Genomic DNA, 14,984 nt, shown 5'->3' on the forward strand with positions numbered 1-14,984 from the left:
AAATTGAGCACTAGCGAAACGGGCACACAGGCTTGACCCCGCTCCACACAGGCAGAGCCGAATCCTCTTTATTATCGGATGGCGCGCCAGTTCGGCTTTTGAAAGCCCCCTCCTCTATGGTCAGGCGCATCAAAGCTGTTCCCTTGCGCTCCTGTAGGCTGGGGAGGCGCACCTGATCCCAGCGCCCCGGTTCTATATCGTCAATAATCGCTTTAAAAACCGCATCAAATTCCCGCTGCTCTTTGACCCTCTCACCTCGGCAAAACAATACCGCAGAACGATAATTAGCACTGTGATGAAAGGCTGACTTGGCCAGTACCCACTCATCATAACGGGCAAATGAAATACAGACCTGTTCTCCTGCCTCCAATAGTTTTTGTAGCCGACTCTTGTTAGCCAGGTGAAAATACAAAAACTCTCCCAGGCGCCAAATGGTTAAGGGAATAATGATGACTTCGCCGTCTTCAATAAAACCGACATGGCCCATTTTTAGCTCGTCGACAAGCTTATAAACATCCTCTCGCCGATAACTGGCACGCTTGGGGGCACGACGTACACGACTTTTCGCTGAGGTTGGCAATTCATCAGAGATTGGCGAATGTAAATTCATAAAACCTCCTTTAATTCACTCTGGTATGAAATAGATATCGCCAATGTAGGATCTTGCTGGTACGCTGATAAGCGCCAGTTTTAACTATTTTATGGTGCCAGTTTTGAGTGCCGCCGAGCTTACAGACCTAACTCTCGAATCAGGCCAGCCACTACAGGAACAGTTGTATCGACAATTGGTAGATTGGATCTGCAACGGCCGGCTGGCTGCTGGTACCAAGCTCCCCTCCTCGCGCCGATTGGCAGAATCCCTCTCTATCAGCCGTAATACAGTGACATTAGTTCTGGACCAGCTGAAAGCGGAGGGCTTCCTTACCAGCCATCCAGGGAAAGGCGTATTTGTATCTCCCGAATTGCCGGCCTACACAAAGAAAACACACAGGCAAGGTTGGCAAGCACAGAGGAATAGGTACTTACCATCACTTTCTCACTATGGTGATTTTGCACAGACTTTATCTTGGGGTAAGAAAAGTGAAGATCAATCTCTTCCCTTCACCCCCGGCCTACCGGATCTAAACACATTTCCATTCACTATTTGGAACAAATTATACCGCCGTCACCAATCCAGGTTAGCTCTCGCAGGTTACGGGCAAAGCCAAGGTTATTTACCTTTGCGTATGGCACTTACGGAATACTTGCGCAACTCCCGGGGAGTTCGCTGTAATGCTGAACAAATTATTATTACCAATGGAGCTCAGGAGGCCCTGAATTTATGTGCACTAGTCGCGATTAACCAGGGAGACAAGGTTTATATAGAAAATCCGGGATATCGCCGTGCTCGAGCAGCTTTCCAATCTGTTGGAGCAAAGCTCGTACCAGCGAACCTGAAAGATAAGCACTTGGATGTGGATAAGCTGGTCAGTAGTGCAACCGAAGCCAAGTTACTTTTTACCACACCAACACATCAGTACCCAATGGGTGGTGTTATGCCCGCAGGTGAACGGATCAAACTGCTGGATTGGGCGACACAGGCGAGCTGCTGGATAATTGAAGATGATTACGACAGTGAGTTTTCATTCCAACATAAACCCGTCGCGGCACTCCAGGGCATGGGAGAAAATACACCTGTGTTCTACATGGGGAGCTTTAGTAAGACCTTACTACCCAGCCTACGATTGGGCTATTTAGTGGTGCCTAAATCTACAGTAGCGGCATTTACCCAAGCAAAAGAAATGTTATCTGGCCACTCCCCCTTAGTCACACAAGCTGTCGTGGCAGACTTTCTCGATGAGGGGCATTTTGTGCGACATCTTCGCAAAATGCGTTCAAGCTATATGAAGAAATGGGAACATTTCTGTCAGCTTATTCGAGAAGAAATACCACCTCCAGCCGGACTAATTGCCAGTAGTGCCGGTATGCACTTGGTTATATCCACGCCGGGACACGACGACATCACCCTTTCAAAAAAACTACGCGAATACGGATTTGGCAGCACACCACTATCGCTCTTCTATTCCAATAAAAATGAAGATTCAGGGTTGGTGCTCGGGTTTGCCAATACAACTTTCGAACAGAGGGCAGATTGCGTAAAGATTCTCGCAAAAAATCTTAAAAAGTAGCCATTGCACACCCAAACAACGCTTATTTTTATAATGCCGGCTTCTTCATTTTTCGCACCAGCATTAAGCACCTCCACCTAAAATAAAAAAGTAAATATTTTAATAGAATAAAAACAATCTATTATCACCAAAATATCAAATAAAACCCAATAAATTAGGAAAAATTTCCTATGGTTCTTTCCCAAACCTAGGTCACAATCTCCATGGCTTTGGGTGTTCACTCTCTTTTTTAATTACTCAGATAATTAGGGAAATTTGATATGAAAAATAGAAATATGAATTCTATAAAAGCATCATTGCTCGCTGTATCCGGTATTGCAGCACTATCGCTCTCCGCCGTCGCATCAGCTGTCAGCTGTGGAGATACCATTACAACCGCAGAATCACTTACCGGCGATATTCTTGGCTGCGCAAGCCATCCTGCACTCGTGATAGATGCTGGCGGATCACTCGATATGGCGGGTTACCACCTCAGCTGCGATGGCAGCGGAATTGGCATTCAATTGAAAGACAGCGATAGAGTCCTTGAGGATACTGTTGGTGGAAGCACTATCACAAACTGTAACAATGGCGTATCTGCCGAAGGCGATGGCAGCCATCAAATCTTTGATATCACTGCTTCATCAAACTCTATTGCAGGAATCGCCCTTTGGAGTTCAGGCAATACTGTTGAAGCCTCCGATGCTAGCGGCAATGGGGGTATGGGCATACGCGTTATGGGTGACGGTAATCGTGTGAGATACTCTGTTGCATCAAGTAACGGTCTCCAAGGAATAAAGATCGTTGGTGACAATACTCTCATCAGATTCAATGAGACGATTCTCAATATGTCGAGTGGGATTGTAATTGATAGTGGGGATGGCGGCATTGTTGCCAACAATCTATCAGATAATAACGGCGTTAACGGCATTATGATGTTGGGACTGGGGCAAGTCGGATACTTGATCATTGGCAATACCGCAGAAAATAATGCTGGCGCAGATCTTGCTGACCACAACCACCCTGCTTGCACTGGCAATGTATGGATTAGAAATACTTTTGGAAGTGCTAACGATGCCTGTATTAATTAAATGATATAGCGACTTTAGTGGCGAGCCGATTAGTTTTAAATATCGGCTCGCTCTCACCTAAAACAAAACCCTTCCCCTCGCGGGCCATCAACTACCAATAGATGTTTTCTAGAATAAAATTGTTACTTATAACAGCAATTAATAGTGGTCCTTATAGCTAGTAGCGACTTCCCCTGAGAGTAAGGTATAGAAATCAAAAAATGATAAAGCTCAGTAAATACAGAGGTTGCTTTAAAGGAATAGCCATCGGCGATTCCTTTGGCGCCCCGTACGAAGGCGGCATTCTAGAAAGACAACTCTGGAAAATTATCGGGAAAACCGAACAGGGTAGAAAGCGTTACACCGATGACACGCAGATGTCTATTGATATTGCGACCTCCTTTCTTGAACATAATTACCTTGATCAGGACCACATAGCCAAAAAACTTGCCCAAAGTTATCGCTGGAGCAGAGGGTATGGTCCCAGTGCAGCGAAACTACTCAAAGGCGTCAGGGATGGTAAACGCTGGCAAGATTTAAACCGAAAAAAATTTAAGCATGGTTCTATCGGCAATGGGGCCGCCATGAGAGCACCTATTATTGCCCTCTGCCACCCCCAAAATGACTATCGCCTCAAGCAATATGTACAATCGGTGTCTGAAATCACCCATGCCCATCCAGTTGCTGTCGAGGGAGCATACTTGATCGCTATCGCCATCTGTGAATCCCTGCAAGACCGTTCAAACAGAGAGATATTGAACAAACTGGAAGTAAGTTGTAAGTCCGAAATATATCGCTACAAACTGGAAAAGTGTGCGACTCTACTGTTTAACCAGAAAATCCCACATCCGCAGCAAATCAAGCAATGGCTAGGTAATGGCATTACCGCGCCAGAGTCCTGTATCACCGCTATTTACTTTGGACTTAAGTATCGAAACTCTCCTTTAACGTCTGTATTAGCTAATATTTTTTCTCTAGGTGGTGACACAGATACCTTGGGTGCCATGGCTGCTAGCATCTGGGGGGCATTAAATGGAGAAGACCGAATGGAAAGCATGGCCGACAAGGTCGAAAACATCGATTTTATTACCGAGCTTTCTGAGAAACTCTATTTCACCCAATATCAGCATGAACAAGCCTTACAACCTGCATAGCCTACTAAAAAGGGAGAAGGGAAGAATACACCGCGCTTGGACCCTATGGTGATTCTTTTCTTCCACCCCAGTAGTAAGCCTTAAACAAGTAGAGCGGATCGTAAAATAACCAAAATGTTAATTTAAAAATCTCTGACAGCTTAACCAGAGCACCATGTGGCTATTAAAAAGTGCTTTATTAGGACTGGATACTTCTCACCCTGGCCAAAAGCTTTTCGATACTATCAACAGTAGTGCGCGCCCCAATAGCGCCAACAAAGAAGAAATGGTTACCTGTAACGGTCTGTGAAAAATAAGCGGAAGACGAGCGGATAATAAGCTGTACTAGCTCCCACCTTTCCCTTGGAATCTGCTCTGGAGATGCACCCCCTAAAAGTTTACTGGCAAGAATTCGATTGCGAATAAATGCCCAATCATCAATATTACACAGCACGTTTTCCAAATCCCCCATTGAATCACTCTGAATAACAACGGGAATTGGATAGTCCAAGAAGTCAAAGGTGTTTGCCGTTTTCAATGCCCTGGAAAGATCTTCCTTAAACCCTTGCCCATCATACATTAACCCAGTGCCAATAAGTGCGATGGGAATTGCTCCAAGGAACGCCTCCCGATAGATATCTTTGGGGATAATTGTGTGTTGGTTTAAGGCATTTTGCTCATCAAGCGCGGCCAAAAAGGCAGGATATATGCCCTTTCGACTGGCCATCCCATCAACTGTCATTTCGATGGCTTTGGCATTAGCTTCGGGAAGAAAGCCCGGCAACGCGGGTTCTGCGGCCATAGCCACAAAGCATTCAATCGAAAAATTCAAGGCTTTGGCCGCCCTCGCTAGAGCCCCAGCGATTTTCCCTCCCATACTCCAGCCGCACACCACTACCGAATTTGGAAGGTTATATTCAGACAAAATCTTGGCAATAATTTCTGCAGCCTGATCTCCCCAATCTTGAATTGTAAACTCCGGGTGAGTACTGCAAAAAACCGCATTTTCCATAGGGTAAGAAATAGCAAGGAAGGGAAAACCCGCTCGATTGACCCAGTGACTTATAAAATCATCTGAGCGGCCACCGGGATAGCCGTAGAAAATACGCGCTAGATGTGCTGTGCCTGGAATAAATACCATTAGCGGATTGGTACTAACCGCCGAAATATAACGGTAAAGCACTGGAAAATCATTGATTGTTTCCAGGACTTCCCCGTCAAACAAAGTGGGACTCGGTGCCATATTCACCCTGCGGAGAGGCAATCCGTTAACTTGGCGCTTTCCCCCAGACCTCCTCTAAGCGCTTATCACGCCCACAGCGGTAGCGATAGTACTTGTAACGCAGGGGATTACGTTGGTAATAGTCCTGATGGTAGGCCTCTGCGGGATAAAAGGTTGCAGCGGGTTTTATTTGTGTCACCACCTTTTTACCCAACTCCGCTTCTACCTTTTTCTTGCTCTCCTCTGCTAACACCTTTTCTTCTTGATTGCCGTAAAAAATCTCGGCTCGGTACTGGTCACCGCGATCGCAAAATTGACCACCGGAATCAAAAGGGTCAACGTTGTGCCAAAAAATATCCAGTAAGTCGGAATAGCTGACTTTATTCGCATCGTACTTTACCTGAACAACTTCCGCATGCCCCGTACCACCGGAAGATACCTGTTCATAGGTCGGGTTTTTGACATGGCCACCGCTGTATCCTGAGGTGGTTTCCAGGACGCCATCGACCTTGTCAAATGGCGGCTCCATGCACCAGAAACACCCTCCTGCAAAAATAGCCGTGCGAATATTCGATGAATCCTGAGCCAGGGAAATACTGGCCAATGAGAGGAACAAGAGAGCAATAATACTGCGCATCATTCAGTCCTTTACCGATTGTCGATGGAACACATTCTCTTCTGTCGTCTATTCGCAGGAATTTATTACAGGGTGACGGTACCTTCACAGGCGCGCAAGAAAATATCCCGATACTCTATCCCGTTAAAACGCATCGGGTTAGTACTAGCGGAAGGCTCCACCGATGCCATTTTCCCAACTCTGTCGGCATCAGTGTCATCAATTCCAATCTCCGACAGGCTGTGGGGAATCCCCAGCTGTTTGCGCAATCCGAGCAACCAGTTGAGTACCGCATCAAATCCGCTATCAAACATCTCATTACCGGCCAGTTGTAGATAAAGTGCCAGATGCCCCATAGGCACCTGGATGGCTGGACGGTTGGCGATCAGAACGTAGGGCATCAATATCGCATTTAACAAACCATGGTGCTTGTCATACAGGGCCCCCAATGGATGTGCCAGGGCGTGGATAGCGCCCAAGCCCCGCTGGAAAGCTGTAGCCCCCATACAGGAAGCTACCAACATTTGCTGACGCGCCTCGAGTTCTGCGCCTATAGCATAAGCTCGAGGCAAATACTCCTTGATCAGGCGCATCCCCTCCAGGGCGATTCCCTCGGCCATAGGATGGTATTGAGGGGAGTAAAAAGACTCGAGATTGTGTGACAGCGCATCCATTCCCGTCGCTGCGGTGAGGTCTGGCGGCAACCCCATTGTCAATTGAGCATCGAGAATAACGATGTCCGGCATCATGCGCGGATGGAAAATCAGCCTCTTAACCTGTGCTTTCTCATCGGTAATTACCGCAACCCGGCCAACTTCAGAACCTGTGCCAGCCGTCGTGGGAATGGCAATCAGCGGTAAAATACCCTCTGGGTCCACACGCCTGTAGTTATCGCCAATATCCTCAAAATCCCAAATACTGTGCTGCTGTCCCGCCATAAGGGCAATGGCTTTGCCCGCATCCAGGGCCGAGCCCCCGCCCAAGGCAATGACCCCATCGCACTTCTGCTCACGCAGCCTGGCTACCCCATCGGCGATATTTATCTCATTGGGATTACCTTTGATTTTGGAAAAAACGCTAACTTCCAGACCCACCTGTTGGCATGGGTTAATCGCACTATCGACCAGTGGCAATGCGGCGACTGTAGGATCAGTAACTAATAGAGGCTTGTGAATATTCAGCTCCAGGCAAGCTTCAGCCAATTCAGTAATGCGACCGGGGCCAACCCAAACGGTCGTGGGATAATTCCAATTGACATGGTATTTATCCACAATTTCCTCTCTGACGTTCTGTCACTTTTGCATATTCAAAATAGGCTGTGACCTTTCGGAAAACAGGCAGACAATTTCACTTTCTGCATCCGGCAACCGTTCCCGCTAACCATCATGTTTAAAATGAAATGACTTGGGGCGGGTTAAATTCTCAAATCCAATTTTAGAAAGCGTACATCCACGACCAGATTGCTTAACACCCGTCCAGGCCAATTCCGGATCCAGGTAATCACAACGATTTAAAAAAACAGTGCCGGCCTCTAAATACCCTCCCATCTCCATTGCTACATCTTCATCGCGGGTAAAAATAGCCGCAGTAAGACCAAATGGGCTGTTATTCATAAATTCTAGAGCTTCGCCATCATCATGCACTTTCTGCACCCCCAGCACCGGCCCAAAAGTCTCCTCGCGCATCACTCGCATATGGTGTCGCACCCGGGTTAACAGTTGCGGTGCCATATATTGGGTGCCCCGCTTGTCCATTGGGAATTCACTCACATCCAAGTGGACCTTCGCGCCCTCCGCTATCGCTTCATCCACCTGCGCGCGAACCCGGTCTGCAGCTTCCGCACGCACCAAAGGCCCCAAAGTGGTCTCCACTTGATCCGGGCGCCCCAGTCGATAGTCACGCAGTAAGTCGACCGTTTGGGAAATAAACTCAGAAAAAATATCTTCATGCACATAGGCCCGCTCAATACCGCAACAGGACTGCCCGGAATTAAAATAGGCGCCGTCGACTACCGCAGCCACAGCTTGGTTAATATCGGCGTCGGCGCGGACATAAGCTGGATCTTTTCCCCCCAGTTCAAGTCCCACTTGAATAAATCGACCGGCAACTGTGCGTTCTAGGTTCGCGCCAGCGCCAACCGAGCCGGTGAAGGCAACATGCTGGATTTCCCCCGCACAGGCTAATCGCTGGGTATAAGCATGATTTAAATGAAGAAACTGAAAAACACCGTAGGGCAGTCCCGCCTCGCGAAAAATCTCCACCATTCTCTCAGCACAAAGCGGCGTCTGTGCCGAGTGTTTTAAAATCACTGCATTGCCCGATAGCAGTGCCGGTACCACTGCATTAACCGCCGTCAGGTAAGGGTAATTCCACGGGGCAATTACCAGGGAGACCCCTAAGGGCTCGCGGCGGATAAACCGGGTAAAACCCGGCTTCTCAGGTAACTGAATGTCAGCGAGGGCTTCAGTAGCAAGCTGTGCCATGGTCTGCGCACGATCCATAAACCCGCTAATTTCCCCTCCTGCATAACGGATTGGACGCCCCATCATCCAACACAGCTCCCGCCCCAAACGCTCTTTTTTAACGGCAAATATTTCCACAGCCCGCTCGACAATGGCGATGCGCTCATTGAGGGGAGTTCGCCTCCATGCTTTTTGTGCTTTACTGGCCCGATCCAGCACTACACGGATTTCCACCTCTCCCGCCAGAGCGCGCTCTACATAAACACTGTTATCAATAGGGGAAATACACTGAAGGTGGTGCATGATTTTTGTAGTCTTCATCGGCATCGATACTCCCAATTAAATAATTTCGAAGTACCGCTCCAACTCCCAGTCACTCACATGGCGGCGATATTCCCGCTCCTCCCACTCGCGACTGGCAGAAAAGTGTTCAACAAAGTCGCTGCCAAATAATTCCTGTGCCGCTTCTGACGCCTTAAATTGCTGAGTGGATTCCCACAGTGTACCCGGCAACACTTGTTCGTTTTCCAATTCCAGCGAGTAAGCATTACCGGCGACAGGCTCACTGGGCTGCCACTGCTGCATAACACCGTAAAGACCCGAGCCCAAAGCTGCTGCCAGTGCTAAATAGGGGTTGGCATCGGCGGCCCCCAAACGGTATTCGACGCGCTGGGAAGTGTCGCCGCCGGGGATAGCACGCAGTGCCGTTGTGCGGTTTTCCACCCCCCAATTGGCTCCCGTCGGCGCCCAAAAACCGGGTACCAGGCGGCGATAACTGTTAACGGTCGGTGCCATCAGGGCAAGGAATTGCGGCATCAGCCTTTGCTGCCCAGCTATGAACTGACGCATTATCTGGCTGATACCATCTGGCTGGCTCGAATCGAGAAAGGCGGAATCACCGCTGCCACTATTGCGCAGTGACAAATGAATATGCCCGCTTTGCCCCGGGTACTCACTGGACCAGCGAGACATAAAAGTAGCCATCAAACCCATCCGCTGTGCCAGCACTTTTATAAAGGTTTTAAACAGGGCAGCTTTGTCGCCAGCGGCCTCAGCGCTATCCACTGCAATAGCCGCCTCTAAAACTCCCGGGCCTGTTTCCGTGTGTAAGCCCTCCAAGGGGAAATCCATGCGCTCGCTCAGCTCCAGGATTTCCCGATACAGCTCTCCGTGTACGGAATTTCGCAGTATGGAATAGCCAAACACATCGGGGGTAAAAGGCTTTAAATTGCGGAAACCCTTGTTCCGCACTGAATCGGGCGTTTCGTCAAACAGGAAAAATTCGTACTCCAGGGCGGCACAGGGATCAAATCCCAATGCGCGACAGCGTTCAATCACCCTGCGCAGAACTGCGCGGGGGCACAGCGCCTGGGCTCGACCATCAAACTCCGCGAGAAACAACAACATATCGCCTTCAAAAGGCACATCACGGCAACTATCGGGGAGTATACGTACCGGGGCGTCTGGATATCCGGTATGCCAACCGGTATAACGAGTGTTGTCGTAGAGCTGATCCTTAACATCCCAGCCCAGGACCACATCGCAAAACGAGAAGCCCTTTTCCAGGGATGAGAGGAATTTGGCGCGGCTCATATATTTGCCACGCATTACACCATCGGTATCGAATAAGCCCACTTTGACATGACTGAGGCCTCGTTCTTCAACAATTGCGCGGGCCTCCTGAGCGGTTTTTACCTCCCGTGCCTTTACCATGACTGGTCCTGCCCCGTTGTTGTTATCTCCGAGTTACAGGATAGACCCGCCAGACGAGCTTCGACGCCAAAAACCCGGCGCAGGCGTGACTTTCAGCCGAGCCCGTCAGCATATATAATCCGCGCTCCAGATTTTCAGTTACCTATTCATTCAGGACCAGCAATGAGCTTCGAAAAGATCCCGGCAGGTAAAGAACTGCCCAACGATATCAACGTAATCATCGAGATCCCTGCCAACCACGACCCGATCAAATACGAAGTGGACAAGGACTCTGACGCAGTATTTGTGGATCGTTTCGTTGCCACTCCCATGTTCTACCCAGCAAACTACGGCTACGTGCCCCAGACTCTGTCTGAAGACGGTGACCCCCTGGACGTGCTGGTTGTAGCGCCTTACCCGGTAATGGTTGGTTCTGTAATCCGCTCTCGTGTTGTTGGCGTTCTGAACATGACCGACGAATCCGGTGTTGATGCCAAACTGCTGGCCGTTCCGCACACCAAGCTGACCAAGCTGTACGATCACGTTGAAGAAATCAGCGACCTGCCCGAGCTGCTGATCAAGCAGATCGAGCACTACTTCGAAAACTACAAAGCCCTGGAAGCGGGCAAGTGGGTTAAAGTAGAAGGCTGGGCTGACGCCGAAGCTGCACGCAAAGAAGTTATGGCTTCCCGCGAGCGCTACCTGAAAGAAGAAGGCTAAGCCTCACTTCTTTCAGAAGACTCTGAGCAATAAAAAAACCGGCCTAGTGCCGGTTTTTTTATTGCCTGTTAGGAGAGACCCTGTCAGTTAACTTCCCAATTGGGAACAGGGACAGGAGACGGCTCCTCCCCCTTGCGCTCACTCTCATCCAGAAGCTGGCCTTCCGCTGCACGCAAACTGAGATGCTCTACCTCAACGCTGACCGGTTCCACCGACTTGCGTTCATGCTCCTTTACGAGGTTTCCCTCCATGGGTGCCAAGGTCCACTGCGGTTTGGCCGCAGCTTCCTCCTTGGGCTTGCTCTGCTCAGTAACAGCTGTTCCGCTTTCATCCTTAATGCTGACCTGTGCGCCTATTTTGGCCAGGTTTGCCTGAAACTGCTGTGCTTGGGGCAGAGACAAGCCTTTTTTCAGTACCAGCGGGCGCCCACTGAATAGTTTCTCTATCGCCTGGGGATTACTTTTAAACAGGCGCACCATACTGGCTTTTACATCACCAGCGGTAAAACCCGCCACCAAATCACCGCGAAAAACCAAGCTGTAGGTGGATTGCGACATCAATAATATTTCCCTGAGTTACTCTTCCGAATCCAGAGTCTGGTCCATGGTATAAGCCGGGGCCCCTTCAACACGCCCTCCTACCTGGCGGGCGGGAACACCTGCGACGGTTGTATGAGCGGGCACATCGTGCAAGACCAAGCTACCGGCGGCAATTTTGACGTCCTCTCCCACCTTAACCGGACCCAGTACTTTGGCCCCGGCGCCAATCATCACTCCGGGGCCAATTTTCGGATGGCGATCGCCACTGCCGCAGCCACTGCCACCCAATGTCACCGAGTGGAGAATCGATACATTGTCCTCTACCACACAGGTCTCCCCCACCACCAATCCAGTAGCGTGGTCAATCATAATGCCGCAGCCAAATCGCGCTGCTGGGTGAATATCCACCGAAAACTGCTCTGATACCTGGCTCTGGAAATAGAGCGCCAGGGTATGGCGACCTTGATTCCACAACCAGTGCGCTATCCGGTGGGATTGCAGGGCGTGAAAACCCTTAAAGTACAGGAAAGGCGTCAGGTACTGGTCACATGCCGGGTCACGGTCATACCAAGCGCAAATATCCTCGCCCATACAGCGGGAAATACTCGGGTCATTGGCCAGAGCCAGGGCAATCACTTCCTGAAGCGCGGTTGCCGTGAGGGCATTGTGCTCAAGCACCGAAGCCAGGTGATCAGCTATAGCATCATCCAAGGACTTGTGGCGCAAAATGGTATTGTGGAAATAACTTGCCAGGATAGGCTCACCGGCAGCTGCCTCTGAGGCTTCAGCCCGCATCGCCTGCCAGATATCCCGCTGGCCTTGAACGGCCGCTTCCTCACCCATAATTCATCTCCCTTATATTCCCCAGGGCACTCACTGCGGCGCAGCTTGGCAGGATCACTAGCCCCTTTCAAGAGGAAGCCTCCATCGCAAAGTAGCTTTCTTGCCACCCCCAATGAGGTGGTAATGAACTGTAACCAACCTATCTCAACAGGCCGCTATAGTTGCCCATTAAATGGGGGATAGCAGTGATCCGGAACCCAGATATAGCGCGTATAAATGTCCTGAAGGTGCTCGCAAACCGCAGTGCCCAGGGATAGTTCTGACTCTTGCAGCAGCTCGGACAGGCGTTCCACGCTGAGAAGTTCCTGAAGCTCTCGGGCCCTGGGGGCATAGCTCAGGTGCCAGCGTTCCGGTGCGACTCCGCCGCGATCCTCTGCATAGGGTCGGAACAGCCCATAACTATTACCCGTGCTGATTTGGTTATCCAGCCAACGGTGGAAGGCGCCAAAAGCTCCGTCGTCCGCCACCTCCTGGGGGGTAAGCTGGACTGCATAGTCAGCAGGGACCGCCGCCGCATCAATAATATCGAAATCGGTACCCCAGTGGTGACGGGATGCTCCCGGCAATGCGGACCAGCGCAGAATGGCGAAGATCAGCTCCCGCTCGCTTAACTGTTCAATATCCAGGGGAGTACCGTGACTATCGAGAACCGGGCGGTGACCCTGCGCTTTGGCATTCCAAATCAACAGTTGTCGATCAAAGGCGCGAAAACCGGAAACGATTTTGGGGGCAAACCCCTCTTCACGGGCATCCCGACTCAAGCGCTGGAAGGCGATCAGTGCTTCGGGATGTAAAAGCTGGTCAGAAGCTGGGTCGACAATGACATGCTCATCGCCGAGCCCAAATAACATACGCTTCAGCGGTGTCGATAACATTTGCATCTCATTATTAGGCGAACTCCAAAGGGCAGGCTAAATTATTCAACAGGCTATGCCTACTTTAACAGAGCGCAGACAGTCGCCCTTAACTATGGCACCAAAGCAGGGGCACCAAAAGCAGGCGCGCCGCACAATAATCTGGCGGTAATGTTTGTTAGCCACCTGTTAATTTATGTTAAGTTCAAAGCCGCAGTCGAGGGGTTGGCTGCGACAACGGACGCTCAAACTGGTAGGGAAAACCGAATGCACCCGAGTCAATCAGAACTATTAAAACTAAAAAACCTGGGCCTGGCCTCGGTCAATATTCTCCACTCTATTGGCATTCGTTCCCACGATGATCTGCGCAGGGTTGGGCCTGTCGAGGCCTTTATCAGCATTCGCAATCGGGGGATTAACGCCTCCAAAGTAATGCTCTACGCTCTTCAGGGCGCGCTGATGGACGTGCACTGGAACGACCTGGAGCCGGAGCTGAAACAACACCTTACCAGCGAGGTCGACCGCCTCCTTGCCACCCAAAACTCTGACTAGCAATTCCCCTCAAACACCCCGGAAAGAGTCGCAGACACACGCACTCGACGGACTCGGCACAGCAAGCCAAGCTGTGCCGATCTACAGTAAGGCAAGTTGCGCCAACCCTATCTAAACTTACCGGTGGAGCCGCGGAATAATTCCGTAAAGACACTCACTCAAAGGAGAGATCCGATGTTGCGCATTGGGCTATTCCTGCTGACCAACCTTGCTGTCCTTGTATTGGTTGGCATTATTTTCAATATTTTTGGAATTGGGGGAATTCTTCAGGCAAACGGTGTCGATCTCAACCTCGGCGCCTTGTTGCTGATGTGCGCGATTTTTGGTTTTGGCGGATCTTTTATTTCCCTGCTCTTATCGAAAACCATCGCACGGGTCAGTACCCGCACACAAATTATCGAGCAGCCCCGCAGCGCCGATGAACAGTGGCTGGTAGAAACCGTACGGGAACTCTCTCGCAAAGCGGGCATCGGTATGCCGGATGTGGGGATATTTCCAATGCCCCAGGCAAATGCCTTCGCCACCGGCTGGAATCGCAACAGCGCCCTGGTTTCTGTCAGTGCAGGTCTGCTGCAGCGCTTTAGCCGAGAGGAAGCCCGCGCCGTAATTGGCCATGAAATTGGTCACGTGGCCAATGGCGATATGGTGACGCTGGCACTGATCCAAGGCGTGGTAAATACCTTTGTGATGTTCCTCGCCCGCTTGGTTGGATTCTTCGTAGACCGGGTTATCTTGCGCAACGAAGAGGGATTGGGCATCGGCTATTTTGTCACATCCATTGTTATGGATATCATATTCGGCTTCTTCGCCATGATGATTGTCGCCTGGTTCAGTCGCCGCCGTGAATATCGGGCCGACCATGCCGGCGCCACACTGGCCAGCCCCCAATCCATGATTGCCGCACTGCAACGACTCAAGGTGGAGTCCGATCGCGGTCACGAGGAACCCCTACCCGGCAATATGAAAGCCTTCGGTATATTCGGTAGCATGGGAGCACTTATGGCCACGCACCCACCACTGGATGATCGTATTCTCGCCCTGCAAAACTTCCGTAATTAGTGTCTAATTGGATAGATAAGTGATCAGAGCTGTAGTTTCAATTTCTCACAGAGCTGCCACTAAAACGTAGTTACT

At 50.3% G+C, this 14,984-nt stretch carries 15 protein-coding genes; 6 read left to right on the top strand and 9 right to left on the bottom strand.

Translation table 11 applies throughout. The features are described 5' to 3' along the window. Positions 1-10: 10 nt before the first annotated feature. Positions 11-610 (bottom strand): pyridoxamine 5'-phosphate oxidase family protein, encoded by a 600-nt coding sequence (locus tag ACJJI8_RS01635; protein WP_444907402.1) that lies wholly within the window; start codon positions 608-610, stop codon positions 11-13. 103 nt (positions 611-713) lie between these two features. Between ACJJI8_RS01635 and pdxR the strand changes: the two genes are divergently transcribed. The 3 genes from pdxR to ACJJI8_RS01650 all read left to right on the top strand — a co-directional run bounded on the left by pdxR (position 714) and on the right by ACJJI8_RS01650 (position 4,371). Beyond that, complete coding sequence (gene pdxR / locus ACJJI8_RS01640) at positions 714-2,168, top strand: MocR-like pyridoxine biosynthesis transcription factor PdxR (protein WP_444934055.1); 1,455 nt, start codon at positions 714-716, stop codon at positions 2,166-2,168. 260 nt (positions 2,169-2,428) lie between these two features. After that, positions 2,429-3,238 carry a right-handed parallel beta-helix repeat-containing protein gene (locus ACJJI8_RS01645; RefSeq protein ID WP_444911428.1) on the top strand — a complete coding sequence of 270 codons (810 nt, stop codon included), beginning with the start codon at positions 2,429-2,431 and terminating at the stop codon, positions 3,236-3,238. A gap of 200 nt (positions 3,239-3,438) precedes the next feature. Beyond that, positions 3,439-4,371 (top strand): ADP-ribosylglycohydrolase family protein, encoded by a 933-nt coding sequence (locus ACJJI8_RS01650; protein WP_444934056.1) that lies wholly within the window; start codon positions 3,439-3,441, stop codon positions 4,369-4,371. 178 nt (positions 4,372-4,549) lie between these two features. On the opposite strand, the gene ACJJI8_RS01655 is transcribed toward ACJJI8_RS01650, so the two are convergent. From ACJJI8_RS01655 to ACJJI8_RS01675, 5 genes are all read right to left on the bottom strand, one after another. Then, entirely contained in the window at positions 4,550-5,593 is a 1,044-nt protein-coding gene (locus tag ACJJI8_RS01655; RefSeq protein WP_444934057.1) for an alpha/beta fold hydrolase, read from the bottom strand. A gap of 25 nt (positions 5,594-5,618) precedes the next feature. After that, the gene (msrA, locus tag ACJJI8_RS01660; protein ID WP_444934058.1) at positions 5,619-6,212 is read right to left on the bottom strand and encodes a peptide-methionine (S)-S-oxide reductase MsrA; all 594 of its coding nucleotides are present in this window, start codon (positions 6,210-6,212) and stop codon (positions 5,619-5,621) included. A gap of 62 nt (positions 6,213-6,274) precedes the next feature. Then, positions 6,275-7,459 (bottom strand): iron-containing alcohol dehydrogenase, encoded by a 1,185-nt coding sequence (locus tag ACJJI8_RS01665; protein WP_444934059.1) that lies wholly within the window; start codon positions 7,457-7,459, stop codon positions 6,275-6,277. Between the two features lie 105 nt (positions 7,460-7,564). After that, positions 7,565-8,971: an aldehyde dehydrogenase family protein gene (locus tag ACJJI8_RS01670; protein WP_444934060.1), complete on the bottom strand. Its 1,407-nt coding sequence runs from the start codon at positions 8,969-8,971 to the stop codon at positions 7,565-7,567. An 18-nt stretch (positions 8,972-8,989) separates the two neighbouring features. Continuing rightward, the gene (locus ACJJI8_RS01675) at positions 8,990-10,363 is read right to left on the bottom strand and encodes a glutamine synthetase family protein (RefSeq protein ID WP_444934061.1); all 1,374 of its coding nucleotides are present in this window, start codon (positions 10,361-10,363) and stop codon (positions 8,990-8,992) included. Positions 10,364-10,525: 162 nt separating this feature from the next. Here ACJJI8_RS01675 and ppa point away from each other — a divergent pair, with 162 nt between their 5' ends. Next, a complete protein-coding gene (ppa, locus tag ACJJI8_RS01680; protein WP_282931443.1) occupies positions 10,526-11,062 on the top strand; it encodes an inorganic diphosphatase in 537 nt (178 codons plus the stop codon). A gap of 83 nt (positions 11,063-11,145) precedes the next feature. Here the strand turns inward: ppa and ACJJI8_RS01685 are convergent, their stop codons facing one another. The 3 genes from ACJJI8_RS01685 to ACJJI8_RS01695 all read right to left on the bottom strand — a co-directional run bounded on the left by ACJJI8_RS01685 (position 11,146) and on the right by ACJJI8_RS01695 (position 13,319). Continuing rightward, positions 11,146-11,619: a hypothetical protein gene (locus ACJJI8_RS01685; protein WP_413663166.1), complete on the bottom strand. Its 474-nt coding sequence runs from the start codon at positions 11,617-11,619 to the stop codon at positions 11,146-11,148. An 18-nt stretch (positions 11,620-11,637) separates the two neighbouring features. Beyond that, positions 11,638-12,444, bottom strand: coding sequence for a serine O-acetyltransferase (cysE, locus tag ACJJI8_RS01690; protein ID WP_444934062.1), 807 nt, complete (start codon positions 12,442-12,444; stop codon positions 11,638-11,640). A 155-nt stretch (positions 12,445-12,599) separates the two neighbouring features. After that, complete coding sequence (locus ACJJI8_RS01695) at positions 12,600-13,319, bottom strand: M15 family metallopeptidase (protein WP_444934063.1); 720 nt, start codon at positions 13,317-13,319, stop codon at positions 12,600-12,602. Positions 13,320-13,565: 246 nt separating this feature from the next. Here ACJJI8_RS01695 and ACJJI8_RS01700 point away from each other — a divergent pair, with 246 nt between their 5' ends. Further along, entirely contained in the window at positions 13,566-13,850 is a 285-nt protein-coding gene (locus ACJJI8_RS01700) for a TfoX/Sxy family protein (protein WP_108735343.1), read from the top strand. A gap of 174 nt (positions 13,851-14,024) precedes the next feature. Then, positions 14,025-14,909 carry a protease HtpX gene (gene htpX / locus ACJJI8_RS01705; protein WP_282931439.1) on the top strand — a complete coding sequence of 295 codons (885 nt, stop codon included), beginning with the start codon at positions 14,025-14,027 and terminating at the stop codon, positions 14,907-14,909. Positions 14,910-14,984: the final 75 nt, after the last annotated feature.

The sequence above is a fragment of the Microbulbifer maximicatervae (SeqCode) genome, assembly GCF_052467695.1.

Bases quoted from the DNA above. Each gene is read 5' to 3' on its own strand.
- ACJJI8_RS01655 (WP_444934057.1), bottom strand. From the start codon at position 5,593: ATGGCACCGAGTCCCACTTTGTTTGACGGGGAAGTCCTGGAAACAATC.
- ACJJI8_RS01645 (WP_444911428.1), top strand. From the start codon at position 2,429: ATGAAAAATAGAAATATGAATTCTATAAAAGCATCATTGCTCGCTGTA.
- ACJJI8_RS01685 (WP_413663166.1), bottom strand. From the start codon at position 11,619: ATGTCGCAATCCACCTACAGCTTGGTTTTTCGCGGTGATTTGGTGGCG.
- ACJJI8_RS01675 (WP_444934061.1), bottom strand. From the start codon at position 10,363: ATGGTAAAGGCACGGGAGGTAAAAACCGCTCAGGAGGCCCGCGCAATT.
- ppa (WP_282931443.1), top strand. From the start codon at position 10,526: ATGAGCTTCGAAAAGATCCCGGCAGGTAAAGAACTGCCCAACGATATC.
- ACJJI8_RS01695 (WP_444934063.1), bottom strand. From the start codon at position 13,319: ATGTTATCGACACCGCTGAAGCGTATGTTATTTGGGCTCGGCGATGAG.
- ACJJI8_RS01700 (WP_108735343.1), top strand. From the start codon at position 13,566: ATGCACCCGAGTCAATCAGAACTATTAAAACTAAAAAACCTGGGCCTG.
- htpX (WP_282931439.1), top strand. From the start codon at position 14,025: ATGTTGCGCATTGGGCTATTCCTGCTGACCAACCTTGCTGTCCTTGTA.
- ACJJI8_RS01650 (WP_444934056.1), top strand. From the start codon at position 3,439: ATGATAAAGCTCAGTAAATACAGAGGTTGCTTTAAAGGAATAGCCATC.
- msrA (WP_444934058.1), bottom strand. From the start codon at position 6,212: ATGATGCGCAGTATTATTGCTCTCTTGTTCCTCTCATTGGCCAGTATT.
- cysE (WP_444934062.1), bottom strand. From the start codon at position 12,444: ATGGGTGAGGAAGCGGCCGTTCAAGGCCAGCGGGATATCTGGCAGGCG.
- ACJJI8_RS01670 (WP_444934060.1), bottom strand. From the start codon at position 8,971: ATGAAGACTACAAAAATCATGCACCACCTTCAGTGTATTTCCCCTATT.
- ACJJI8_RS01635 (WP_444907402.1), bottom strand. From the start codon at position 610: ATGAATTTACATTCGCCAATCTCTGATGAATTGCCAACCTCAGCGAAA.